The sequence below is a fragment of the Pantoea allii genome (assembly GCF_046529425.1).
GTDB lineage: Bacteria > Pseudomonadota > Gammaproteobacteria > Enterobacterales > Enterobacteriaceae > Pantoea > Pantoea allii.
The window spans coordinates 2709646-2734556 of the sequence record NZ_CP125958.1; the positions used below are offsets into that span (position 1 = coordinate 2709646).

Here is a 24911-nt window from a genome sequence, read left to right on the forward strand (position 1 = left end):
AAGAAGAAAGGCGTCAGAAATTGAAAAAGAGTATGAATAATCAGGAGATTTCGGATAAATCGTGGAGAATTGTAATGCCTTTAGCAGTAAAGCGGAAGGTGTCTTCCGCTATTTTGTATCGATAACGTCAAAGGGGCAAAGCCTGGGTTTGCTCACTCTCTTCGATCAGCATGAGTCCAGCCCGCAACCCCAGAGCCACACGGGGATTGGGGAACAACACATATTCCCGCGCCTGCTGCACGAAATAGCGCCTTTCCCCGTCTTCCGCTAGCAAAGCGCCCTGCGGAAAGGCGGTAAAGTTCTTGGTGTCGTCGCTCATATGAAGCTGAAACTTTTCACTGTGGCGGGTGATCTGCTGGCTTACCCGATAGCGACGCGGAACAGATTGCGCTTCCGGCAAGGACTCGCCATACAGCAATGCTGCCAGTGCCTGAGAGACAGCGCTGAACTGCGCCAAATCGTTTTCGCCAAAAGGTCGCGCCTGACCCAGCTCCAGGGTACAGCTGGCTGCACCAAAGTGTTCACAGCTAAAATGGGTAAAGGTGCCCGCGGGCGAACGGTGAAAGACCAGCGCCTCAAGCCCGGCAACCGCCAGCCAGTGCAAAAAGGGCTCTGGCCATGGCCGATCATTCAGCGGCATTACGCCAAAACGCGTGTGGTAAGAACCGCGCAGCGCCGTGTGCATATCCAGGTGCCAACGGGTTTCATCGCACTCACCCAGTTGCCAGAAGTTCTCCAGCATCTGTTCCAGACGGAGAACCCGGCGCGCTTCATCACCGTCGTCAATCTGCTGCCAGCGACCGCCAAACAGCCGGTTGATGTCATATCCCACATAGCGTTTTCCCGCACGCAGCGCTGAAGGATTACCTAATACCACCAGCATTCGCTGCTGAAGTGGCTTTTCGCCCTGAAGTAAAGGCGTAATAAGCTGGTTAAGGATTTCTACCGGGGCGGTTTCATTACCGTGAATCCCTGCCGAAAGTACCAACGCCTGTTTCACAGGCGTCTTTGGCTCCATGAGCAGAATACCGTGATACAACCACTGCCAGCGAAGATGCGCTGTCTCACCTCTAGGCATACGCGGTGCGTCACCAGACAGCGTCTGCTGTAAAAAGTCCTGCATCGTTCCTCCTAAGACCGGAAGCAGGCAGCCCTCATGGCAACGCCTGCTTCACTGCTGAAATGCATACACATTTCCTAAGTCTAGCAGCCTGGTCAATTCATCAAGGGCAACCCGCCCTTCTTGCAGCAATTGCGGATCGCCTAAATCGTCTTGCGTTAATCTGTCACGGTAGTGGCGATCGACCCACTGATTTAGCGAAGTAAACAGGCGATCGTTCATCAGTACCGCAGGGTTAACGGCCCGTTGCTCATCTGGCGTTAATACCACGCGCAGACGCAGGCAGGCAGGGCCACCGCCATTATGCATACTTTCACGCAGATCAAACACCTGTAATGACTGTAAGGGTCCCTCGCTTTCCACCTGCTCACGCAGATAATCCCAAACGCCCTGATGCTGGCGTGACTCTTCAGGCAGCACCAGCATCATACTGCCGTCGGCACGGGTAAGAAGCTGGCTGTTAAACAGGTAAGTATTGACCGCATCCTGAACGGAAACACGTGCGCTGGGCACTTCAAGGGCGACAAAGCCCGGAACACGTTCACGAAGACGGTTCAGCAACCCAGGCTGATCGACAAAGGCCTGCTGATGGCAGAACAGCATCTGCTGATTGCTGACCGCAATCACATCATTGTGAAAAACACCCTGATCGATGACCAGGGGATGTTGCTGAGCGAAAATCACCTGGTCAGGCGCAAGCTGGTGTAAACGTGCGACGGCTTCGCTGGCCTCACGGGTTTGCCGCGCAGGATAGCGCTGCGGGGCCGCGCCAGACGAGTTATCACGACCGTAGATAAACAACTGTATTCCGGCATCGCCATAGTCCCCGCCAAGGCGGTTATGATTAGCGGCACCCTCGTCGCCGAACATGGCCACCTGGGGCAGCGCCTCATGGACGGTGAAGTGATGGGGATCGCGAAATATCGCACGCAACAATGCCGCCGTTTCAGGCGCTTCAATTGCACGGTGAAATTTATTATTGAGATTCGCCACGGTGAGATGAACGCGGTGGTCGGCGCTGTCGGCAGAAGGCGAAACCGTGGCGGCGTTAGCCACCCACATCGCCGAGGCCGAGCTGGCCGCTGACAACAGTGCGGGTGCGGTTCTCGCGGCTTTTTCCAGTACCTGCGCATCACTGCCGCTAAACCCCAACTGGCGCAGTACCGCGATATTGGGCCGCTCATGAGGCGGGATCACGCCCTGAACAAAACCCATATCCGCCAGGGCTTTCATTTTCAGCAAGCCCTGCTTTGCCGCCAGGCGTGGATTTGAGGGTTGCCGCTGGTTGCGCGTCGAGGCTTCATTACCAAACGACAGCCCCGCATAATGGTGCGTCAGCCCGACCAGCCCGTCGAAATTCGCTTCAATGGCTTTCATGAACGCGCTCCTCGCGGCGAAAAGTCCAGGCCCGGCGACAAAACATCAGGCAACGTAAGCTGAGACGATTCCAGCGAAGCCATCGGCCAGGCGCAGTAATCGGCCGCATACCAGGCACTGGCACGATGGTTACCCGATGCACCGATACCGCCGAAGGGTGCCGTGCTGGCAGCGCCCGTCAGGGGCTTATTCCAGTTCACGATCCCGGCACGCGCTTCCAGCAGCAGCTGTTCAAACTGCGCGCGAGACGGCGAAATCAACCCGCATGACAGCCCATAGCGTGTCTGGTTGGCCAGACGAATGGCCTGCGGATAATCGTCATAACGAATCACGCCCAGCAACGGCCCGAACACCTCTTCATCGGGCACATTGTCTACCTCGGTCAGGTCGATAATCCCCGGCGTTAACAACGCCTGTTGACGATCGGGCCAGCGCATCTCCAGCAGCACCTTGCCGCCCATCGCCACGCGCTGCTGCCATTCGGCATAAATCTTTTCGGCAGCGGCGCAGGAAATCACACTGCCCATAAAGGGTTGCGGATCGGCATTCCAGGCGCCGGGCTGCAGCCGGGCGGTCACCTCGACCAGACGTTGCAGAAAAGCATCGCCCGCCGCACCGCGCCGCACCAGCAGACGGCGGGCGCAGGTACAGCGCTGACCTGCCGTAATAAATGCCGACTGAATGGCAATATGTACTGCACCATCCGTGTCCGCAGGGTCCTCAACGATCAAGGCATTGTTGCCGCCCATCTCCAGCGCCAGCATTTTTTCCGGTTGCCCGGCAAACTGACGATGTAACTGATAACCGGTGTGCGCGCTGCCGGTAAACAGCAGTCCGTCAATGTCCGGTTCCGCCGCCAGTGCCTGACCCGTTTCACGACCGCCCTGAAGCAGCCCAATGACACCGGCAGGCACGCCCGCCGCCAGCCACAGCTGCAGGGTTTTCTCTGCGGTAGCTGGCGTCAGTTCACTCGGTTTAAACACCACGCAATTCCCGGCCAGTAAGGCAGGTACGATATGCCCGTTAGGCAAATGCCCCGGAAAGTTATAGGGGCCAAAGACCGCCAGCACGCCATGAGGACGGTGGCGCAGGGCGCTCTCACCCTGCTGCTGTTCACCGGTGCGCTGATGGTAAGCTTTCACTGAAATGGCGATTTTATTGATCATCGCCGTGACTTCCGTCAGGGCTTCCCAGCGTGGTTTTCCCGTTTCCTGGGCGATGATCTCGGCCAGCGCCGTTTTGTGCGCCTCAAGCTGTGCCGCAAAGCGTTCCACAATGGCCTGACGCGCGGTAAAAGGCTGTCGTGCCCATGCCGGAAACGCCGCCCGCGCCGCCTGACAGGCCGCGCTTACCTGCTCTGACGAGGCGGCTAACCCTTGCCACAGCAGGTCGCCACTCACCGGGTCCTGTTTTGTAAAGCGCCCTGACTCGCCGTTGATCCAGAGTCCGTTGATAAGGTGCGTCATGCTTTTTTCTCCTCACTGCACAGCGTGACCACGCGCAGGCGGTCGCCCGGCTGGCACTGTAATGCCTGCAGTTGTTCATCATTGAGCTGAATACGTTGCGCGGTCGGATCGACCGGTAAAAGTGCCACACGAAACTGGTGATAATCGGTATTCGCCACTAAACAGAGCGGCGCATCCTGCTGTACATCGCCTTTTTGTACGGTAAACAACCGGCTCTCGCGTACTGCACGAATGTCATCGATATCGCACTCCAGCGTCGGGCCGCCATCGAAGATGTCGATATACTGGCGATAGCGAAAGCCTTCGGCTTCCAGCACCGTACGCGCGGGTGCAGTTTTAGGATGTACCTGACCGATCACGGCCTGCGCTTCCGGCGTGAGGTAGTGCAGATAAAGCGGATGTTTTGGCATCAGTTCGGCAATAAAGGCTTTTTGCCCGGTGCCACTGAGAAAATCGGCTTTGCGGAATTCCATAGAGAAGAAGTGGATACCTACGCTGTCCCAAAACGGTGAGTGTCCCTGCTCATCACTAACGCCGCGCATTTCGGCGACCACCCGCGCCATAAAGTGTTCGCGGAAATTCGCCATAAACAGAAAGCGTGACTTCGACAACAGGTAACCGTTTTTGCCATCGCGGTAGTCGGCATCCAGGAACAACGTGCAGAGTTCGCTGCTGCCTGTATGATCGTTACTTAAGGATAAGGTCGGTAAGGCGGCGTAAACATTCAGCTCTTTCGAGGCGTGCACCTGCGTCCCCACGCGAAAGTTATACCAGGGTTCCTGAAGCCCAACCGCCACCTCAATGGCGCAGATCCCCACCGCGCGGTTATCGTGACTGTCGGCCAGCACAAACACATAGCCCTGCTCGGCACGCGGCAACGTGCCCTGCCAGGTTTGTAGCGAGCGTTCAATTCGTGCCTGTAAGGTGGCGCTGTCAACCGGCAACGAGGTCAATCCTCCGCCCGTTTTCGCCGCCAGTTCCATCAGTTGGCTGAGATCGTCCCGCTCAACCGGACGGATCACCATCATGATGCGTTTCCCTGTAGCAGGTGTTCACAGGCCTGGGCAAAGCGTGCCATACCGGTCTTCACTTCCTGTTCGCTGATGTTCAGTGCAGGCGCGAAGCGCACCACGTTAGCACCAGCAATCAGCACCATAACGCCCTGCTCGGCAGCCGCGAGATTGATCTGTTTCGCTTTACCGGCAAAGTCGTCGCTGAGCACGGCACCAATCAGTAAGCCCAACCCGCGAACCTCTTTAAACAGGTGCAGGCGTTGATTGAGGTCGTCCAGTGCCGCCACAATCCAGGCATGACGCTGCGCGACGCCGTCCATCACTTCAGGCCGGTTAATCAGTTCCATGACTTTTCCGGCCACCGCACCCGCCAGCGGATTGCCGCCATAGGTGGTGCCATGAGTGCCTACGCCCATAACCTGAGCCAGATCTTCTCGCGTCAGCATGGCACCAATAGGGAAGCCACCGCCCAGTGCCTTGGCGCTGGTCAGCACGTCTGGCGTTACGCCATAGTGCATATAGGCGTACAGCGCGCCGGTGCGTCCCACGCCGCTCTGCACTTCGTCAAAAATGAGCAACGCCTGATGTTTGTCACACAACTCACGCAACCCACGCAGGAACGCGGGTTCAGCAGGCACAACGCCCCCTTCCCCCTGGATCGGTTCAACAATCACGGCGCAGGTGCTGTCGTTAATCAGGGCAGCCGCAGAGTCAAGGTCATTAAATGTGGCATGTTGAATGTCAGCAGGCAGCGGCGCAAAATCTTTGGAATAGGCTGGCTGACCGCCTGCAGAAACCGTAAACAGGGTGCGCCCATGAAAGGCATTCTTAAACGCCACGATGCCGCTTTTATGCATTCCAACCCTGTCGTGTGCCACCTTGCGGGCCAGCTTAAGCGCCGCTTCGTTGGCCTCGGCACCGGAGTTACAAAAGAAAACCCGGTCGGCAAAGGTGGCGTCAATCAGCTGTTTGGCCAGGCGTAAAACGGGTTCATTCGTATAACCGTTGCCGGTGTGCCACAGCCGTGAGGCCTGATCCTGAAGCACCTGCTGGAGCGCCGGATGCGCATGCCCGAGAGCGTTGACCGCAATGCCGCCTGCGAAGTCGATATAGTCTTTCCCCTGCTGATCCCAGACGGTAGATCCCTCAGCACGTACCGGTACGAAACTCGCGGGTGCATAAACGGGCATCATCCATTGATCAAAATCATGACGCGAAACCTGCAGTGACATAACCCTTCTCCTGTTCCCCAGCGGGTAACGTAATTGTTTGTTAATTGTTAAAAATGTAATGAATCTGGCCCTACTCTAGTTTGCAGATAGCGTGCCAGCCAAGGACTAAAATGCATAAAACGGATTGCCTGACGAAATATCAATAGGTTACAAAAGGCCATCATTCACTTTATTTGCATAAATAGTGAATAATCATCTTAGCGGGGGCCGATAGCAGAGCTTTTTAAAGCAGAATTATGCAATGGCGGGATGAAATATCGCTTTTGTGATCGCTGATAAATTATCTGCTCAAAAACGTGCAGAAACCGCCTCAAAATGGGGCAGTTGCCTGGGCGTGGTGCAGGCTGTGATCAATATCCGTAGAAAAGTAAACGCAATAAGCCGAGTAATAACCCAGGTTATTACTGGCGGGTGATTAAAATATGCTCTCTTTATTTGTTTAAATATACTTATGCGAAGCCGTTAATATTGTTTCCCGGGTTATCATCAGAACGTTAATAAATTATTTAGGACGGGATAAATTATTAATAAGCGCGCTAATGATTAGATGAAAAGTCTTTATTGTTTATTTATAGTACAAAATGTGTTTATTATTCAAGCAAGATAGCTGGTGTTATCATTTTTTTGCCATATTGCTTTATCCCTCCCCGATGAAATCAACAATCCCCTGTTTTATATGCATTTTTATCCTTTACATTGCTAACGGGGTCATAAGAAAAAACACTGACAGGCGCACGATGGCCGCCGAATTGGCTTTATTGAGATTTAGTTCCCCTGGGTACACATTTAGTTACACTTATTGCGCTAGGCTGAATTAACAATTTGTGTCATTTTCTTTTCACCCCAAAAGAGGGGAAATAATAATATAACCACAGGGTAAATAATAAATGATGAAGCGCACATTAGTGGCGGCATTAATGCCGTTACTGATCGGTCTGTCTACTGCTCAGGCCGCACAGATTTATAATAAAGACGGGAATAAGCTGGATATTCAAGGCAAGGTTAACGTACTGCGTTATTTTTCTGACGATAAGTCAAATAATAGCGACGCCAGTTATACACGCTTAGGTTTCAAAGGTGAAACGTCCATCGCCGATCAGCTAACCGGTTACGGTTTCTGGCAATATCAGTACAGCCTGAAAAACTCTGAAGGCAGTGACGCGAACAGCGGCAACAAAACTCGTCTGGGCTATGCTGGCCTGAAATATGGCGCGCTGGGATCGCTGGACTACGGTCGTAACTACGGTCTGGTCTATGACGCGCTGGGCTATACCGATATGCTGCCCGTGTTTGGCGGCGATTCTGCTAACGCAGATGCATTCCTGAGCCTGCGCTCGGGCGGCCTGCTGACCTGGCGCAACAAAGACTTCTTTGGTCTGGTAAAAGGCTGGAACGTTGCCGCGCAGTATGAAGGCAAAAATGACCGCACCAGCACTCAGGATAATGGCCTTGAAGTACGTCGTTCTAACGGCGATGGTTTTGCCCTGTCAACGTCCTACGACTTTGACTTTGGTCTGAGCTTTGTCGGTTCCTATGCCAGCCTGAACCGCATAGCAGCACAAAATACCGCCACATTTGGCCGGGGTAATAAAGCTCAGCTGTGGGCAACAGCGGTAAAATACGATGCTAACCAGATCTATCTGGCAGCCATGTATGGTGAAACCCTCAATGCTACACCCATGCCAGTTTCCAACGGTTTTGCCAACAAAACACAAAACACGGAAGTGGTCGCGCAGTATCAGTTCCTGAATGGCTTACGTCCGTCTGTAGGCTATGTCGCGTCAAAAGCGAAAGATCTTGAAGGGATTGGCGAGGCTGATCTGTACAAATATACGGCGTTAGGTGCGACCTACTACTTTAACAAAAACATGTCAGTCTATGCTGAGTACAAAATCAACCTGCTGAAGAAAAACAACCCGTTAGGTCTGGCAACAGACGACGTGACGGGCGTAGGTATGACCTACCAGTTCTGATAAATCACCCTCATTGTTCAACGGCCCGGCCTGTGTCTGACGGGCCGTTTTTCTTTAGAACACGGCATATCAGCGGCAATCGATAAAAGCGATTCGGCTGCATCGGCCCGCTCCCCCACGCCTTTCATGCCTTCACGCCTTTCACGCCTTTCACGCCTTTCACGCCTTTCACGCCTTTCACGCCTTTCACGCCTTTCACGCCTTTCACGCCTTTCACGCCTTTCACGCCTTTCACGCCTTTCACGCCTTTCACGCAGGTAGATTTCAATATCGATGCAGATTGTTCCATCGGCAGAGGGTGATTTTATCCCCAAACGGCATCCCCGGTCGTCTGCCTGCGTAGCCAGCGACAAAACAAGCAGGAAATAAACCTCGCTTCCTGTGGCGTCATCAGGTGCAGGTCAGGTGCCAGAGCAACAGGCGTCTCACCCAGAGATCGGGTAGATGACGAATCTTGTTATGCAGACAGGTCGTGTTTTTGCCGCTTCTGTGAAGGCTAGTGCGTAGTGTCCAGCAAAAAAAGCATGACGCAAATCACACTTTATTCTGCCGTTATTCCGTGAAGCTCAGCCCGCTGGCGGAGGACGACATGGTTCCGCCAGGCGGTTCATCCATCGACAAAGGCGGTTTAACTTGCAGGGTGATCCAGTTTGACGTTACGCGTTGCTGTTTACTGTCTTCCACCGTGACTGACAAACGGTACTCATTGCTGGCACCCGGCGTGCTGTCCCAGGGCGGAACAATCACGCTCCAGCCGTCGGTCGCATTATTATTTGGCGGCGATGTCAGGCTCAGCGCCTGAGTGTCCCCTTGCCAGCTAAGCGACTTAATCGCGTTACTGGCGCGCAGCTGAAGCTTAAGCGGTACGCTTTCGCCAGGATTGAGCTGCCAGGGTGGCGTCGCCAGGAAAACCGATAACGTCTTACGCTGCCGGTAAGCCATCACCGGGTTTTGGCTACGCGTAACGGTGTCGTAGCGACTGCCGCGCAACGAACGCACTTCGGCCACATTGTTGGCATCCAACTGCTTGCTCAGCGCCACACCAAAGCGATAGTTAAGCTTCAGGCCAAGCTGGTCCTGGCTCTCACCGGCACTGCTGGTTTTATGGCTGGCCGAGAAGGTCACCAGCGGCACCGGCGTATAAGACAGCCCAAGCGAAAGCGCGGCCGGATTATGGTAGCGATTGCCGCTGTTAAACAGGTCAACCTTTTCGCCAAGGTATTGCTGATAACTGAATGACACACCCAGTTGACGGTAAAAAGGCAAATAGCTTTGGCTGGTGATGTCGTAGCCTTCGGCCATGCGATATTGCTGGCTGTCACCGCGATTACGCCATCCCGACAGCGGATGATAGTAGTTAGCAGACAACCGCAGATTGCTGCTCCAGGCCTCGGTGCCGACTGACGCACGCTGAAGTCCACTGCGAAAACTGCGATCGATAAAACCGTTATATCCCACCAACCAGTTGCCCGCGTCCCAGCGCTGACCCAGCCCCGCATTGCCTACCACACCTTCAACGGAGTCATGAAGCCCGAGCTGACTGAACGTCAGAGAGTGATTTCTGTCGGCGAGCGGGCTAAACAGATTGCCGCCGGTGCCCTCAAAGTTACCGTCCATATCGACGTTTAAGTTGAACTCGGCGTTGCCATAAGGTGACAGTAGAGACTGGCCTTCATTCTCAACCCGCGTAGCCACTTCATCGCGCAGTCGTTCAAAAGCCCACTGCCCGGCCTGCTCGCCCAGGGTTAAATCACTGCTGCTTTCGCTGGCTTCCGCGATGCTTTTGGCCGCCTTCGCCAGCCTTTCGCTCCATTCGTTGTTATCTTCGACGTTGCCCAAAGAAGGAAGGTCGTCCAGTGAATGTTGAAAGCGCGCAGGATCGCCAAAGGGGGTTTCTGGCACCTGATTGTCCGTTTGCAGCGCACCGGCAGGCAGCGCTACAAGCGTGGTCAGTGAAGCCAGAAAGAAAGTCACAGGTTTAAGCATCAAATCATTACGTCCGGGCAGAAAAATCATCAGGTGGTTTTCTGAAAGAAAAACAAAACCAGCGCTGATTATTTTAGCATAATGTGACCCAGATTCATGACTTGACTCGATATTTGTGCTGAAGGCAGCCACCGACCCTGTGCACAGCGGGCCGGTAGCAACCCGGTTTTAGGAAAATATCAGCCCGCCATCCACATTCACGGTTTGCCCGGTAATGTAACGCGCATCATCCGATGCGAGAAAAGCCACCAGCCCTGCGACGTCCTGAGGTTGCCCGGCCCGCTTAAGAGGAATGTTCTCCACCCACTCCGCCATCAGCTCGCCTTTAGCGTAGGTCTTATGCTCCGTGCTGAGAATTTCGCCCCAGACGCGATCGTTGTAATCCCACATTTCACTTTCAATGATGCCAGGGCAAAACGCATTGACCGTAATATTCCAGCGCGCCAGCTCCAGCGCCAGGCTTTGCGTAATGCCAATCACCCCCATCTTGCTGGCAGCGTAGTGCGGCGTATAGATAAAGCCTTTGCGCCCCTGGCCTGAAGAGGTATTAATCAGGCTGCCGCCGTTTTGCTGCACCATGTATTTGGCAGCTTCACGACAGCACAGCCAGACACCCGTGGTATTCACAGCCAGCACGCGTTCGAAATCGCTTTTGGGCATGTTGTCAAAAGTATCAATGGTAATCACACCTGCATTTTGAATGGAGACGTCGATCCGGCCAAAGCGCTCAAATGCCTGCTGATACACCTGCTGCACTTCGTCTTCATCGGTTACATCCACCTGCAGGGCCAGAATCGAGGCGGCAAGGGGCCGCAAACTGTCGGCCGTGGCAAATACGCGTTCGGAATTGGACAACATCACCAGGTTTGCACCCTCGCGGGCAAAGCGGGCAGCAATGCCTGCGCCGATACCGCGGCAGGCACCGGTGATCACCACCGTTTTTCCATTGAAATCTCGGGTCATTGTTCTCTCCTGTTATCCATGACGGATGTCAGCTTGCGGCGTCACTGGCTGCTTTTTTTCATGACGGCGCAGTAATATCACTTTGCTTTGTAAACGCTGCTGGAACTGGTCAATCACCACGGCGGTCACAATCACCACGCCTTTGATCACCATCTGCCAGAAATCACTGACGCCCATCATCACCATGCCATCGGCCAGAAAAACGATAACGAAGGCACCGATAATGGAACCTGATACGCGACCGCGTCCACCGGCCAGCGCCGTTCCGCCGAGCACCGTGGCGCCGATGGCGTCCATCTCAAACATATTGCCCGTCATGGGATGCGCGGTCTGTAACTGAGAAGCCACCACCAACCCCACTAATCCCGCGCACAGCCCGGAAAAAGCATAAACAAACACTTTCACTTTGATAATGGGCACGCCCGCCAGCCGCGCTGCCGACTCATTACCGCCGGTGGCATAGATATAGCGCCCAAGCGGCGTTTTACGCGTCATGTACAGGCCAAGAAGTAAAAAACCGATCATCAGCCAGATGGGAATAAACACCCCGAGCACGGTGCCAGAACCCAGTAACGAGAAGCCGGTATTGCCCAGCGCCGGAATGCCCACCAGATTGGCGTAGGTCGCACCATCGTTAAACAGCAGCGCCGCGCCGCGGGCGACATACATCATGCCCAGAGTGCAGATAAAGGGTGCTACGCCAAGCCGGGTAATCATCGCGCCGTTAACCATGCCGACCAGCATCCCGAACAGCGCCACGACGAGAATCACTTCCGGCACGTTAAGAAACAGCCGATCCCCGCCCCACAGCGGCACGCCCACAGTGAGTAAGGCACCCGCCACCATGCCACAGATCCCGGCAACGGCCCCGACCGACAGGTCGATGCCACCGCTCAGGATCACCAGCGTCATACCAATTGCCAGCAGCCCGGTAATCGCCACATGCTGGGTCATAATCAGCAGGTTCGACGGCGTAAGAAAATTAGGCACCATTACGCTAAAAAAGCCGACCACGATCAGCAGCGCAATAAAGGTGCGCGCCTTGAGTAAGTACATGTACAGCAGATATTTTTGGTTCATCTTATTCTCCAGCAACCTCAGGCTTGCGGGGTGGACGCGCTAATCAGTTTTTCGCGCGTTGCATCGGCACGGGGCAGATCGGCAGTAATGCGACCATCGGCCATCACCAGAATCCGGTCAGCAAGCGCCATGACCTCATCCAGTTCCGACGAAGAAAACATCACCGCCAGCCCCTGCTGCGCCAGTTTGCCAATCAGGTGATAAACATCGGTCTTGGCACCCACATCTATGCCGCGGGTAGGCTCATCCAGCAGCACCACTTTTGGCCCGGTCATCAAGGCTTTTCCCAGTACCACTTTCTGCTGGTTTCCGCCGCTTAACGCACTGATGGGTAACTCGCTGTCGCTGACTTTAATCGCCAGGTGCTGAATCATTTCATTCACACGCTGCCGCTCTTTGTCAGGATGCACGATGCCCAGCGCGCGTCGAAAGCCGCGCAGGCTGAGACTGGAGAGCGTCATGTTAGCGGTGATCGACATCAGTTCAATAACGCCTTCACCTTTACGATCCTCGGGCACCAAGGTGATACCGCGCTTAAGGCGCTGCTGAAAACTGCAGTTGTCCAACCGCTGACCGCTTAACTGGATATCCCCGCTCTGACAAGGCAGTAATCCTGTAAGTCCCTTGAACAGCTCGGTTCGCCCAGCCCCCAGCAGGCCATAAATCCCTATCACTTCCCCCTTGTGCAGGCTAAAGCTCACCGCGTTGAGCCGGTAGCCGCCGTTTTGATGCAGTGCAGTCAGGCCATCCACCTGCAGCACCCTGTCGCCCTGAGGAGCGGGTTGATAATCAAAATGTTTTTTCTTGTCCCCGACCATTTGCGCAATGATCCAGGGAACGCTGACGTCGCACACTTCACGCGCGGCGATAAAACGGCCATCCCGGAAAATCGTAATGTGGTCGCCAATCTCCATCAGCTCCTCCAGCCGATGCGAGATATAGATGATGGTGACGCCGCGTCGCTTGAGCTGTTCAATGACGTTGAACAGCACTTTGACCTCCGACTGACTCAGGGCGCTGGTCGGCTCATCCATAATCAGCACGCGTGTATCTTTCAACAGCGCGCGGGCAATCTCGACCAACTGTTGATGACCAATGCCCAACGCATCCAGCGCAGCATAGGGATCGACGTCCAGCTCCAGCCGTTCCAGCAAGGCTTTTGCCAGCTGATACTGATATTTTTCGTTGATAACGCCGCGCTGGAAGAACTCGTTGGCGATAAAGATGTTGTCCATCACATTCATATTCGGGAACAGGTTCAGTTCCTGAAAGATGATGCTGATGCCCAGTTTTTCGGCCTGTTGGGTGGAATGCAGCCTGACAGGTTTGCCATCCAGCAAAATGTCGCCAGACGACGGACTTTCCACCCCTGCCAGCATCTTCATCATGGTGGATTTACCGGCGCCGTTTTCCCCGATGAGCACATTGACCTTGTTGCGATAAACCCGATAGTTAACCTGATCAAGGGCGGTCACGCCCGGATAGACCCTCGACAGGCCCCGCGTCTCAATAATGACGTCGTCTTGCTGCTCAGTAACCTGCATGATCAACTCCTTACTGGCGCGTGATGTGGGCTGGCGTGATATCGGGCAGCGTATGCGGGATATCCCAGCTGCTAAAAACGCCCACCACGTTAACCCGGTCGCCGGGTTTTACCCCGGCGTTGTGCATCATGGTGACCGCCTGCTGGTTGATGGCTTTGCCAAAGTCACTGAACAGCACCTGATCGTTAAAGTCCTGATAGCTGGCCCCTTTGTAGGCATCCCGCAATGCCGTTCCGCGAATGATCGGCCCAACCTGAACCGTGACAGTGTCACCTGATGCGTCTTTAATTTTCATTTTGCCGTTGCGCGAGGTGGTATCCAGCGCGGTGACTTCCCCGCTCACGCTGACGCTAAATATGCAGGGATTCTCGCTCTGCGCCCGATAGCCCAGCGCGCGACAGGCGCTATCCAGATCCTTCTCTGACTGCAGGCGCTGTGTGAACTCACTCAGCGGTTTCGCCTGCGCGACGATTTGTGGTACTAACTTCTGCTGCCAGAGTTGATTGATATGGGCCATATGGGGATTGGGTGGGTTCTTAAGATCCGCCAGTTCCTGCTGCGACACAATGCGACAGCCACCGAGCGCCATCACGATCGGTATCAGCCAGAGTCGGTTGTACATGACATTCTCCCTGGCGCCCGTCAGTACGGGCGCGACAACGATGGATTACGACTTGTAGTTAAAGTCCTGTACGTTTTTTGCATTTTCCGGTGTGATCAGAATGCCGCGAAACATCACGCGCTGTTTCTCCGGTTTCGTGCCTTTCTGGATATAGTTATCCAGGTCTGTCACGCCCTGAGCCGCGATCGCCTGCGCCTGTAACATCACGGTGGCTTTTAACGTTCCGGCCTGTACCGCATCGCGTTCATCGTTGCTGCCATCAATTCCCACTACTACCACGTCGTTGCGTCCGGCCGCTTTCAGGGCGGCAATCGCGCCTAGCGCCACCGGGCCGTTACCGCAGATAACCCCTTTCACATCCGGGTGAGCCTGAAGAATACTGTCCATAATGCGCTTGCCATCGATGAGTGTGCCTTTGGCATCCTGGCGCGCAACGCTCTGCATATCGGGATACTGTTCCAGCACCTGGTGAAAGGATTTTGAACGGGTGACGCAGTTGTTGTCCGCGAGGTTGCAGGTCAGCTCGGCGTATTTCCCTTTTTCCCCCATCTTCTCGACAAACACGTTGGCCACATCAGAACCGGCCTGGAAGTTATTGTGGGTAATTTGCTCCAGCGCCACATCGTCCACCGGAATTTCACGGTTGATCAGCACCACTGGAATACCGGCCTGTTTGGCTTTTTGGATGGCTGCCACGCTGGCCGTCGAGTCCGCGTTGTCCAGGATAATGCCCTGCACTTTTTTGCCAATAGCCGCATCAATCAGTTCATTTTGCTTCTTCACGTCTTCCCCGTGAGAGAGCACCGAGGTCTTGTAGCCCAGTTCCTGGGCTTTCATATTCGCGCCCTTCGCCTCGGAGGCGTAATAGGGGTTATCCAGTGAGTTAACCAAAATCATGATGGTGCCTTTTTCAACCGCCAGCGCGGTGTGAGAAAACAAACAGGCGGCAAGCGTGGTGCAGAGCAACGTCGTTTTTTTCATGGTGTGTCTCGCTATTGTCGTTATGGCAGGGGGAAACGGGCGCCTGGCGCTGGCCTTACCAGATGGTAAAGCCACCGTCGATCATCAGATCGGCACCGGTGATCATGTCGCTGCCGTTGCTGGCAAAAAACAGCACGGCAGCGGCAATCTCGTCGGTATAGGCAAAGCGACCTAAAGGGATCAGTTTTTTCATTTCGGTGCCCTTCTCGCCGCGCCAGGCTTTTTCACCCATAGGGGTGAGCACCACGGTGGGCGACAGGGTATTAACGTTAATCCGGTGCGGGGCGAACTCTTTCGCCATCACTTTGGTCATGCCCAGCAAACCGGCTTTGGCAGAGGTGTAAGCGACGTGGTTGTCGATGGCGATGGACGCCGCCTGTGAGGCGATATTAATGATTTTGCCGCCGTTTCCGGCGTTGACCATACGTTTGCCCGCGGCCTGTGAGCAAAGAAACGGCCCGGTCAGGTTCACGGCGATCTGTTTTTGCCATTCGGCAAAATCGGTTTCCAGCACCGGCTGAAGCATCACGTAGCCGGCACAGTTCACCAGAATGTCGAGATGACCATAGTGTTCAACAATGGCATCGAAAGCCTGCTCAACGTCGGCAGGATCGGTTACATCGCAGCAAATAAACTGCACCTGTCCGGCCAGGGCTGCGCGCGCGCTGTCGACCTTGTCCGCTTCAAAGGGCGGATAAAGCAGCGCCAGGCTCGCCCCTTTCTCCAGCAGCATCTGATTACTGGCCATGGCGATACCGCCCAGCCCGCCCGTTACCACGGCCACTTTGCCGCTCAGGTTCATTGTGGTATCTACGCCATAGCGCAGGTTAACGTCATATTCACCGCTCATCCGCCTGTCCTCTTTGGTATTTTATTTGCCGCATTCATTTTCGAACAAAAATATAAGCTATCGAATTGATGGTTAATGTGGCTAAGATCAAATTTCGCAACACTGCCTGTCTGACGGCGTCATTCGGTTAAAAGCGCGTGATCGCGGTTGCTAACGGGTAGGAAGAGAGGGATTACACTGCTGTAGCGGATGCAAAAGTCATGAAAAGTGACGCACATACACTTTCGAACGAAAATTAACATCTTTATTTGCCGACTCGCAAAGGCGAAACCTGCGGGTTAAACTCTGCGACAACGCGTTATCGCCATAAGCCCGATGCGATTAAAAGAGGGAGCGTTTCGATTGAAAAGCAAAACTGAGCAGTTAGCTGAAATGCAACAGCGCCGTGAAAAGATCCTGGAGATGATTCGGGAAGACGGAACGGTGACGGTGAAAGCGCTGACGAAGACGTTCGGACTGACCGAAGCCACGCTGCGCACCGACCTGCGGATGCTGCAAAAACAGGGCTTTGTGCAGCGTTATCACGGCGGCGCGACCCTGATGACGGGCAAGCAGAATACCGGCCTGCTGCAGCTGGAACGTCAGACGCATATGGAAGAAAAAGACGCGATTGGACGCCTGGCAGCCCAGCATATCGAAAACGGTGATACGGTGATTTTCGATTCCGGTACCACCACCACGGCTATCGCCGATGCCATCAGCCATATCCGGCGTTTATCGGTGGTGACGACCGCCGTGAATATCGCCCTGAAGCTGGGCGGCGAGCCAGGGATCAATGTGCTGCTGACGGGCGGTACGTTTAAATTTCCGACGCTTTCGACCTCCGGTGACAAGGCCGCCAGCTTCTTTGAGAATGTGCTGTCGGAGAAGCTGTTTCTCGCCACCGCCTGTATCTCGCCACGTCTCGGCCTGAGCTTTCCCAGCGAAACCGATATCAAAGTGAAAATGGCGATGATCAAATCCGCCAGCACCGTCTACGTGGTGGCCGACTCCAGTAAGATTGATAAAGTGTCGATGTTTGCGCTGCCCTGCGACTGGAGCCATATTCACTACCTGATTACCGACAGCGGGATCAGTCAGGCCCACATCAGCGCGTTTGAAGCACTGGGCGTGAAGGTTCTGGTCGCACCGCTCCCCGCTCGCCGCGCCCCCTGATGTCACCGCGCATCCGGTCACAACCTGGCTATTACGCCTGGCGGATAGCCACCTCTGTACAGTGTTGGGCAAGCAGATCGGCACGGTAATAGCGGACGACATCGCCAACGATCAGCAATGAAGGGGAAACCGGTTGTTGCTGCGCAATGGTCTCCGGCAGCCCTGCCAGCGTGGTGATCAGCACCCGCTGATCCTGGCGCGTGCCGTTTTCAATAATCGCTACCGGCGTATCCTCCCTGCGACCGTACTCACACAACCGGGCGCTAATCACGCTGCTCCAGCTCAGCCCCATGTAAAACACCAGCGTCTGGTTAGTGGCTGAGAGTGCGGCGGCATCCAGTTGAGGCTCTCCGCTGCGTCCGTGTCCGGTGATAAAGCGCAGTGACTGGGCACAATCCCGATGCGTAAGCGGAATCCCGCTTGCGGCGGCGCACCCCACGGCGGCGGTGATACCAGGCACCACTTCGCAGACAATGTTGGCCTGCTGCAGGCTCACCATCTCTTCACCACCGCGACCAAAAATAAAGGGATCGCCGCCCTTCAGTCGAACGATGTTGCGCCCGCTGGTGGCCAGATCGACCAGCAGTTGATTGATCTGTGCCTGTTTCAGTCCGTGATGACCGGGCCGTTTGCCGACGTCAATGCAAAGCGCGCTGTCTGGCACTTCTGCCATGACCGCCTCACTGACCAGGCGATCATAGACCACCACTTCAGCACGGTGCAGCAAACGTAGCGCCTTCACCGTGAGCAGTTCGACATCCCCCGGTCCGGCACCCACTAACCAGACGCGTCCTGCGCTGGACGACTTCTCAGGCGCCAGCAGTTTATCTAAAGCGTGTATTGCCAGCGTCATAATTCCTCCGGGACAGAGACGGAAAGCAGAAGGTGTTTTAGCTCCGGTAAGCAGGAGCCGCAGTTGGTGCCGCACTGGAGCGTTTTGCCCAGTGCCTGGGTGCTGTGGCAACCCTGGCTAATGGCATGCAATATCGTTTGTTCGCCTACGCCAAAACAGCTACAGATAAGGCGGCCAGTCGCAGGGCTCTGCGCCGCCTGCCCCGCCAGCAAGGCATGACGTTCAGCCGCGTCCGCGGGGGCCTGACGAAAGGCCAGGGCAACCAGATCGTGATCTACCTCGGGTAAACGCCGATCGGCATAAAATGCCAGTTGCAGCTCGCCCTCGCGCCATGCCAGCAGCCGGTAGCTGTGATCGCCCCCGCTGGCAGTTTGCAGCTGATAGCCTTCGAGGTTGAACTGAGACGCCAGCCAACGCTGCGGCGTGGCCTCTCCGGCCACCACAAAACGTTGCGAACCGGCGTACGGCGTGCGCGCCCAGTAGCGCAGTGCGGCGGGCGCGGTACTGTCGCGCTGCCAGAGCCAGCCCTGCCAGCAGGTTACTAACGGCTGGATGCGCACTGCCGTTTGTTTAAAGGCAGGCTGGGCCGAAACCGGACAGCGGGTCGATGCGACGACGCCACCGACATTGCCTTGCAGGCTGAACTGGCGGTTCCAGTGCATCGGCACAAAGAGTTCACCGCGCCGTAGGCCGCTGTCCAGCGTCACGCGCACCACCATCCATCCCCATTCTGACTGCACGCGCGCCAGCGCCCCGGCAGACAAGCCATAACGGCGCGCCTCTTCGGGATGCAAGGCGGCAAAAGGCTCGTCACAGTGCTGCATCAGGCGAGGCACCAGCCCGGTGCGCGTCATGGTGTGCCACTGATCGCGTATGCGCCCCGTGTTCATCAGTAAGGGATAACGGGCATTGCGCACCAACGGCGACGGCGTGGCCGGTGGCAGCAGCCGTGCCTTGCCATCGGCATGATAAAAACGCCGGTCGCTAAACAGCCGGGCACAGCCTTGCGGATGTTGAGCATTGATCGGCCACTGTATTGGCGTCAGCGCATCCCACTCGGCATCGCTGAGCTGCGCCAGGCCGCTGATATCGAAGGCGCGTTCGCCGTGGTTCTCAAAGCCGGACAGCGCCGCGTGCTCGCGGAAGATCGCCGCCGGATGGGTCCAGTTAAATGCCTGGGCGAAGCCGAGCCGCTGCGCCACCTGCGCCAGCAACCACCAGTCGGGTTTGGCCTCCCCGGCGGGTGCAACAAATGCGCGCTGGCGGGAAATACGTCGTTCAGAATTGGTCACGGTGCCGTTTTTTTCGCCCCAGCCCTGGGCGGGTAACAGAATATGGGCAAAGACTGTGGTATCCGTTTGCGCCAGCACGTCGGAGACGATCACCAGCGGACAGTTGGCCAGCGCCCGCGCCACGCGGTTGCCTTCCGGCATTGACACCGCCGGATTGGTTCCCATGATCCAGACGGCTTTCACCTCACCTCGCTCAATCGCGTCAAACAGCGCCACCGCGGTCAGTCCGGGCTGGCGCGCCATGGTCGGGCTGTGCCAGAAACGCTGTAAACGATCGCAGTCCGCTTCGTTAAAGCTCATGTGCGCCGCCAGCTGGTTGGCTAAGCCGCCCACTTCACGTCCGCCCATCGCATTGGGCTGGCCGGTGAGTGAAAATGGCCCACAGCCGGGACGGCCTATTTTTCCGCTGAGAAGATGCGCATTAATTATCGCATTGTTATTGTCACTGCCGCTCTGTGACTGGTTGATGCCCATGCACCACAACGTCAGGACACGGTCACGCCGGGCAAACAGCTGATAAAAGGCCACCACCTGCTCCTCGGTCAGATCACAGTGTTCAGCGACCTCGGCAATGCCCCACTGGCTGGCGGCCTGCAGGGTAGTTTCAACGCCGTCCAGATGTGGCAACATCGTCGCATCTATTCCCTGATGCTGCGCCAGCCAGTGCAGTAAGCCCGAAAACAGCGCCGGATCGCTGCCCGGGCGCAGCGGCAGGTGGACATCCGCGATGTCACAGCTGGCGGTGCGACGGGGATCGATCACCACCACCTGCATCTCAGGCCGTTGCTGTTTTGCCTGTTTCAGGCGCTGAAAAATCACCGGATGTGCCCAGGCTGCGTTAGAGCCGACCATGACGATCGCATCGGCCTGATCCAGATCCTCATAACAGCACGGCACCGCATCCGCCCCGAACGCGCGCTTGTAGCCCACCACCGCAGAAGCCATACACAGGCGCGAGTTGGTATCGATATTTGCGACGCCAAGAAAGCCTTTCATCAGCTTGTTCGCCACGTAGTAATCTTCCGTGAGCAGCTGGCCTGAGCCGTAAAAAGCCACCGCCTCTGGGCCATGCTCCGCGATAATCTGCCGGAGTCCATCGGCGGCGGCATCCAGCGCTGCCGCCATGCTGACCGTCTGTTGGTTAATTTGGGGATGCAGTAAGCGTCCTGTCCGGGTCAGGGTTTCCCCCAGCGCCGCCCCTTTAACGCACAGCCGACCGAGATTGGCCGGATGCAGCAGATCGCCACTCACCTGTGCAGATTCGCTGTGATTCAGTGTCACCTCGACGCCACAGCCCACGCCGCAATAGGCACAGGTGGTTTTCATGATGCCTGCGCCATGAGGTTCAGTGGACGGTTGGCGACCCAGACCTGACCGGCTTCCAGTTTCACCGGCCAGCAACGCAGCTGGTGCTGCGGGTTATCCAGACTTTGCCCGTCACGCAGGCGCACGCGCTGTTTGTAGATCGGTGAAATGACCACAGGTTCACCCGCCACATCGCCAAGGATGCCACGGGACAGGACGCTGGCATCGCTGCCTGGCTCGCGATCTTCCAGTGCGTAACAGTCGTTGCCAAAGCGGAACAGCGCAATACGGACGCTGCCATGCCGTGCACCGATTCCCGCACCGGCGGGGATCGCCTCCAGGGAACACACCGCGCTCCAGGGGTCAGCGGGCAGATGCATCAGCGGAATGCCGGTCGCCGTGTGCGGCTGACGCTGGCCGCGTACGCGGGCATAGTGCAGCGTTTCATCCGGGTGATCGCTGTTCACCGTCGCGGTAAACAGCGCCCGCCGCGAGGGTTCAGCCAGCGTGGTCTGCCATTCACACTGGTAGGTGTCCACGACCTGCTGCATCTCCTGCTCCAGCTGCGCCGCGATACCGAGGCTGTCGTTGATCACCACGTCGCGCAGGTAATCCAGTCCGCCTTCCATGTTATCCATCCAGACGCTGGTGCGCTGCAAGCGATCTGCCGTCCGCACGTAGAACATCAGAATGCGATCGACATACCGGATCAGGGTTTCATCATCCAGATCGCTGGCAAACAGCTCCGCATGGCGCGGCTTCATGCCGCCATTGCCGCAAACATACAGATTCCAGCCCTTTTCCGTGGCGATCACCCCAATGTCTTTGCTCTGCGCTTCGGCACATTCGCGGGTACAACCCGAGACGGCCATCTTGATTTTATGCGGTGCGCGCAGGCCCTTATAACGGTTCTCCAGCGCGATGGCGAAGGCCGTCGAATCCTGTACGCCATAGCGACACCAGGTGGAGCCCACGCAGGATTTTACCGTACGCAGCGATTTACCGTAGGCATGGCCGGTTTCAAAGCCTGCCGCCAGCAGGGTTTCCCAGATGTCGGGCAGTTGATCCAGTCGCGCGCCAAACAGGTCGATACGCTGACCGCCGGTGATTTTGGTGTAGAGGTCGTAACGCGCCGCTACTTCGCCAATGGCGATCAGCCCCTGTGGGGTGATCTCACCACCCGGTACGCGCGGCACGACCGAATAGGTGCCATCTTTCTGGATATTGGCGAAGTAACGATCGTTGGTATCCTGAAGCGGCAGATGGGCCGGTTTCAGTAAATAATCATTCCAGCACGAGGCCAGCAGCGACCCAACCAGCGGTTTACAGATCTCGCAACCACAGCCACGTCCGTGGCTCGCCAGCAGATCATCAAAGGTTTTGATTTCATTGATGCGGATCAGGTGGTAAAGCGCCTGACGTGAATAGGCGAAGTGTTCGCAGATATCTTTTTTCACCTCAACGCCCAGGTTTTCCAACTGGAACTCCATCACCTGCTTCACTAATGCCGAACAGCCCCCACAGCCCGTTGCGGCTTTCGTGCAGCTTTTAATGCTGGCCATATCGCCACAGCCGCTCTGCACCGCGCTACAGATATCGCCTTTGCTTACATTGTGGCAGGAGCAGACCTGGGCGCTGTCGGGCAGCGTGGCCACGCCCAGCCCTTTGACCGGAGCGCCGTTCAGCGCAGGCAGAATCAACCCTTCCGGGGAATCCGGCAGCGGCATGGCGTTTAACATCATTTGCAGCAGTGTGGCATAGTCGCTGCTGTCGCCGACCAGTACCCCGCCCAGCAGCAGTTTGCTGTCGGCGCTGACCACGATTTTCTTGTAAATGCCCTTCGGACCATCGGCCCAGTGGTAGCTCAGGCTGCCTGCCGTTTTGCCGTGCGCATCACCAAAGGAGGCGACATCCACGCCCAGCAGCTTCAGTTTGGTGCTCATATCGGCACCGCTGAACCGGGCCGGCTCGTCCGCCAGATGCCCGGCCAGCACGCGCGCCATCTGATAGCCCGGCGCCACCAGACCAAAAATCTGTCCGTTCCACAGGGCACATTCGCCGATGGCATAAATGTCATCGTCGTTGGTCTGGCAGACGTCATTGATCTCAATGCCGCCGCGCGGGCCAACACCAATCCCGGCACTACGGGCCAGCTCGTCACGCGGCCGGATGCCCGCCGAGAACAGCACCAGATCGGTCGCCAGTTCGCCGCCATCGGCAAAGCGTAGCACCAGGCTCCCGTCTGGCTGGGTCTCAATCTGTTCGGTCTGCTTCGAGGTGTGAACCGTCACGCCCAGCGCATCAATTTTCTGCCGCAGCATCAGCGCGCCGCCCTCGTCCAGCTGCACCGCCATCAGGCGTGGCGCAAACTCAACCACATGGGTTTCCAGCCCCAGCTGTTTCAGCGCGTTGGCCGCTTCCAGCCCCAGCAGGCCGCCGCCGATGACCACACCGCGCTGACTTTTGTCGGCACAGGCCGCGATCGCATCCAGATCGTCCAGCGTGCGGTAAACAAAGCAGCGCTCGCCCTCATGCCCCGGCACCGGTGGCACAAACGCCCGTGAACCGGTCGCCAGCACCAGTTTGTCCCAGCACAGTGCTTTGCCGTCGCTGTCGCGCAGGCTGCGCTGTTGCCGATCGATCGCCTCGACCCGGCAACCGCTGCGCAGTTCAATGTCGTGTTGGGCAAAAAAGTCCTCAGCGACCAGCGAGAGCTGCGCGGCATTTTTGCCGGTGAAGTATTCAGAAAGGTGCACCCGATCGTAGGCCGAATGGCGCTCTTCACCGTACACCACGATGTGATAATGCTGATGCAGGCCACGCGCCACCAGCTGTTCCAGAAAATGGTGACTGACCATGCCGTGGCCCACGACGGCTAATACAGGTTTAGAGTGATTCATCGCGGAGTTTCCTGCAGCCTGCGGCTGCGTTTCAGGTTCATCAAGGCCAAACAGGGTATTCATTGAGACCTGCCTGGCGTTATGCAGTGTGTTAAGCAACGCGGCACCCTGCTGGCTGTCGCCATACAACAGCACCCCATTCAGCCGTCCGTGCTGCAGAAAAAGACGTCGATAGTGTCCGGAAAGCGGATCGAAACTGGTGATTGACGGGGCTTCACGAATATCGCCCGCGCTGAACAGCGAAATGCCGCTGACCTTGAGACGCGTGCCGGTGGCTTCGCTGTAGAAATCGGCCTGCGGACAACCGGCCAGCTGCGCTGCCAGTACCTCTGCCTGCGCCAGACAAGGCGCAACCAGACCAAAGGTTTCTCCGCTGATTTCACAGCATTCGCCTACCGCATAAATACCGGCGTGCGCGCTGCGTAACTGCCGGTCCACCAGGATGCCGTGCTGGCAGGGAATGCCCGATGCCTGCGCCAACGCGGTTTCTGGCTGCACGCCAATCGCGATAACGACCTGTTGCGCTGCCAGTTGACGCCCATCGTTAAGCAGCACGGACTGCGGGCCAATTGCGGCGATACTGCTATTCAGCTCACAGCGGATACCGCGCGCGCTGAGCTGAGCCAGCAGTAATTCTCCCGCCCTGGCGTCCAGTTGCCTGTCCAGTAAACGCGACTGACGATGCACCAGCGTCACCTGGCGTCCCTGCGCCCGAAGCGCTGCCGCGGCCTCAATGCCCAGAAATCCGCCACCGGCTACCACGACCGGACCGCTGCCGGCCAGCAGTGCATCCACATCCTCCAGCGTGCGGAAAGCCGTGACGTGAGGCAGATCGATACCTGCCACCTGCGGCATGCGCGGCTGCGATCCGGTCGCCAGAATCAAACGATCCCAGTGCAGCAGGCGCTGCCGGGTCCGCAAGGTGCGCCCAGCCACATCGACCTGCTCCGCCGTTTCTCCGGTCAGTAAGCGAATGCCATGGCGTGCGTACCAGTCAGGGCCGTGAATCAGGATTTGCTCAACGGTTTTTTCGCCGGCCAGCAGCGGCGACAACAGCACCCGGTTATAGTTACCGTGCGGTTCACGGCCAATGACCGTAATGTCATAACGCGTCGGTGCCAGCTGCAACAGCGTTTCCACCGTGTGCATGCCCGCCATCCCATTACCGACCACCAGCAGCCGTTGTCTCATGGTGTAAT

Annotated in this window: 18 protein-coding genes; 2 read left to right on the forward strand and 16 right to left on the reverse strand. The window is 56.6% G+C overall.

Annotated elements, in window-relative coordinates:
- Nucleotides 1-127: 127 nt before the first annotated feature.
- The 5 genes from astE to QNH99_RS12825 are packed head-to-tail and all read right to left on the reverse strand — an operon-like array spanning nt 128 to nt 6208.
- A complete protein-coding gene (gene astE, locus QNH99_RS12805; protein WP_410516761.1) occupies nt 128-1123 on the reverse strand; it encodes a succinylglutamate desuccinylase in 996 nt (331 codons plus the stop codon).
- Nucleotides 1124-1171: 48 nt separating this feature from the next.
- Nucleotides 1172-2497 (reverse strand): N-succinylarginine dihydrolase, encoded by a 1326-nt coding sequence (astB, locus tag QNH99_RS12810; RefSeq protein WP_410516762.1) that lies wholly within the window; start codon nt 2495-2497, stop codon nt 1172-1174.
- Nucleotides 2494-3963 carry a succinylglutamate-semialdehyde dehydrogenase gene (gene astD, locus QNH99_RS12815; protein WP_410516763.1) on the reverse strand — a complete coding sequence of 490 codons (1470 nt, stop codon included), beginning with the start codon at nt 3961-3963 and terminating at the stop codon, nt 2494-2496. The genes astB and astD overlap by 4 nt, the downstream gene beginning before the upstream one ends.
- The gene (gene astA, locus QNH99_RS12820; protein WP_283356075.1) at nt 3960-4991 is read right to left on the reverse strand and encodes an arginine N-succinyltransferase; all 1032 of its coding nucleotides are present in this window, start codon (nt 4989-4991) and stop codon (nt 3960-3962) included. The genes astD and astA overlap by 4 nt, the downstream gene beginning before the upstream one ends.
- On the reverse strand, nt 4988-6208 hold the full coding sequence (locus QNH99_RS12825) for an aspartate aminotransferase family protein (protein WP_410516764.1): 1221 nt from the start codon (nt 6206-6208) through the stop codon (nt 4988-4990). The genes astA and QNH99_RS12825 overlap by 4 nt, the downstream gene beginning before the upstream one ends.
- Nucleotides 6209-7095: 887 nt before the next feature.
- On the opposite strand from QNH99_RS12825, the gene QNH99_RS12830 reads away from it, so the two are divergent.
- The gene (locus QNH99_RS12830) at nt 7096-8181 is read left to right on the forward strand and encodes a porin (RefSeq protein ID WP_283356074.1); all 1086 of its coding nucleotides are present in this window, start codon (nt 7096-7098) and stop codon (nt 8179-8181) included.
- A 124-nt stretch (nt 8182-8305) separates the two neighbouring features.
- Here the strand turns inward: QNH99_RS12830 and QNH99_RS12835 are convergent, their stop codons facing one another.
- The 8 genes from QNH99_RS12835 to QNH99_RS12870 all read right to left on the reverse strand — a co-directional run bounded on the left by QNH99_RS12835 (nt 8306) and on the right by QNH99_RS12870 (nt 16207).
- The gene (locus tag QNH99_RS12835; protein WP_410516765.1) at nt 8306-8449 is read right to left on the reverse strand and encodes a hypothetical protein; all 144 of its coding nucleotides are present in this window, start codon (nt 8447-8449) and stop codon (nt 8306-8308) included.
- A 284-nt stretch (nt 8450-8733) separates the two neighbouring features.
- The gene (locus tag QNH99_RS12840; protein WP_109716225.1) at nt 8734-10197 is read right to left on the reverse strand and encodes a YchO/YchP family invasin; all 1464 of its coding nucleotides are present in this window, start codon (nt 10195-10197) and stop codon (nt 8734-8736) included.
- Between the two features lie 138 nt (nt 10198-10335).
- On the reverse strand, nt 10336-11130 hold the full coding sequence (locus QNH99_RS12845) for a glucose 1-dehydrogenase (RefSeq protein WP_109716224.1): 795 nt from the start codon (nt 11128-11130) through the stop codon (nt 10336-10338).
- Nucleotides 11131-11142: 12 nt separating this feature from the next.
- A complete protein-coding gene (locus tag QNH99_RS12850; protein ID WP_410515415.1) occupies nt 11143-12210 on the reverse strand; it encodes an ABC transporter permease in 1068 nt (355 codons plus the stop codon).
- A 17-nt stretch (nt 12211-12227) separates the two neighbouring features.
- Nucleotides 12228-13754: a sugar ABC transporter ATP-binding protein gene (locus QNH99_RS12855; RefSeq protein ID WP_410516766.1), complete on the reverse strand. Its 1527-nt coding sequence runs from the start codon at nt 13752-13754 to the stop codon at nt 12228-12230.
- Nucleotides 13755-13764: 10 nt separating this feature from the next.
- Nucleotides 13765-14376 (reverse strand): DUF2291 family protein, encoded by a 612-nt coding sequence (locus QNH99_RS12860; protein ID WP_283350604.1) that lies wholly within the window; start codon nt 14374-14376, stop codon nt 13765-13767.
- Nucleotides 14377-14421: 45 nt separating this feature from the next.
- Complete coding sequence (locus QNH99_RS12865; RefSeq protein ID WP_063879346.1) at nt 14422-15357, reverse strand: D-ribose ABC transporter substrate-binding protein; 936 nt, start codon at nt 15355-15357, stop codon at nt 14422-14424.
- A 55-nt stretch (nt 15358-15412) separates the two neighbouring features.
- Nucleotides 15413-16207 carry a GolD/DthD family dehydrogenase gene (locus tag QNH99_RS12870; RefSeq protein WP_063879345.1) on the reverse strand — a complete coding sequence of 265 codons (795 nt, stop codon included), beginning with the start codon at nt 16205-16207 and terminating at the stop codon, nt 15413-15415.
- 342 nt (nt 16208-16549) lie between these two features.
- Between QNH99_RS12870 and QNH99_RS12875 the strand changes: the two genes are divergently transcribed.
- Entirely contained in the window at nt 16550-17362 is an 813-nt protein-coding gene (locus tag QNH99_RS12875; protein ID WP_063879344.1) for a DeoR/GlpR family DNA-binding transcription regulator, read from the forward strand.
- A gap of 31 nt (nt 17363-17393) precedes the next feature.
- Here the strand turns inward: QNH99_RS12875 and cobA are convergent, their stop codons facing one another.
- Genes cobA through nirB form a run of 3 tightly spaced genes read right to left on the reverse strand, consistent with a single transcriptional unit; the run spans nt 17394 to nt 24903 of the window.
- Complete coding sequence (gene cobA / locus QNH99_RS12880; protein ID WP_410516767.1) at nt 17394-18215, reverse strand: uroporphyrinogen-III C-methyltransferase; 822 nt, start codon at nt 18213-18215, stop codon at nt 17394-17396.
- Entirely contained in the window at nt 18212-20833 is a 2622-nt protein-coding gene (locus tag QNH99_RS12885; RefSeq protein WP_410516768.1) for a molybdopterin-dependent oxidoreductase, read from the reverse strand. The genes cobA and QNH99_RS12885 overlap by 4 nt, the downstream gene beginning before the upstream one ends.
- Entirely contained in the window at nt 20830-24903 is a 4074-nt protein-coding gene (gene nirB / locus QNH99_RS12890; protein ID WP_410516769.1) for a nitrite reductase large subunit NirB, read from the reverse strand. Before nirB ends, QNH99_RS12885 begins: the two co-directional genes overlap by 4 nt.
- Nucleotides 24904-24911: the final 8 nt, after the last annotated feature.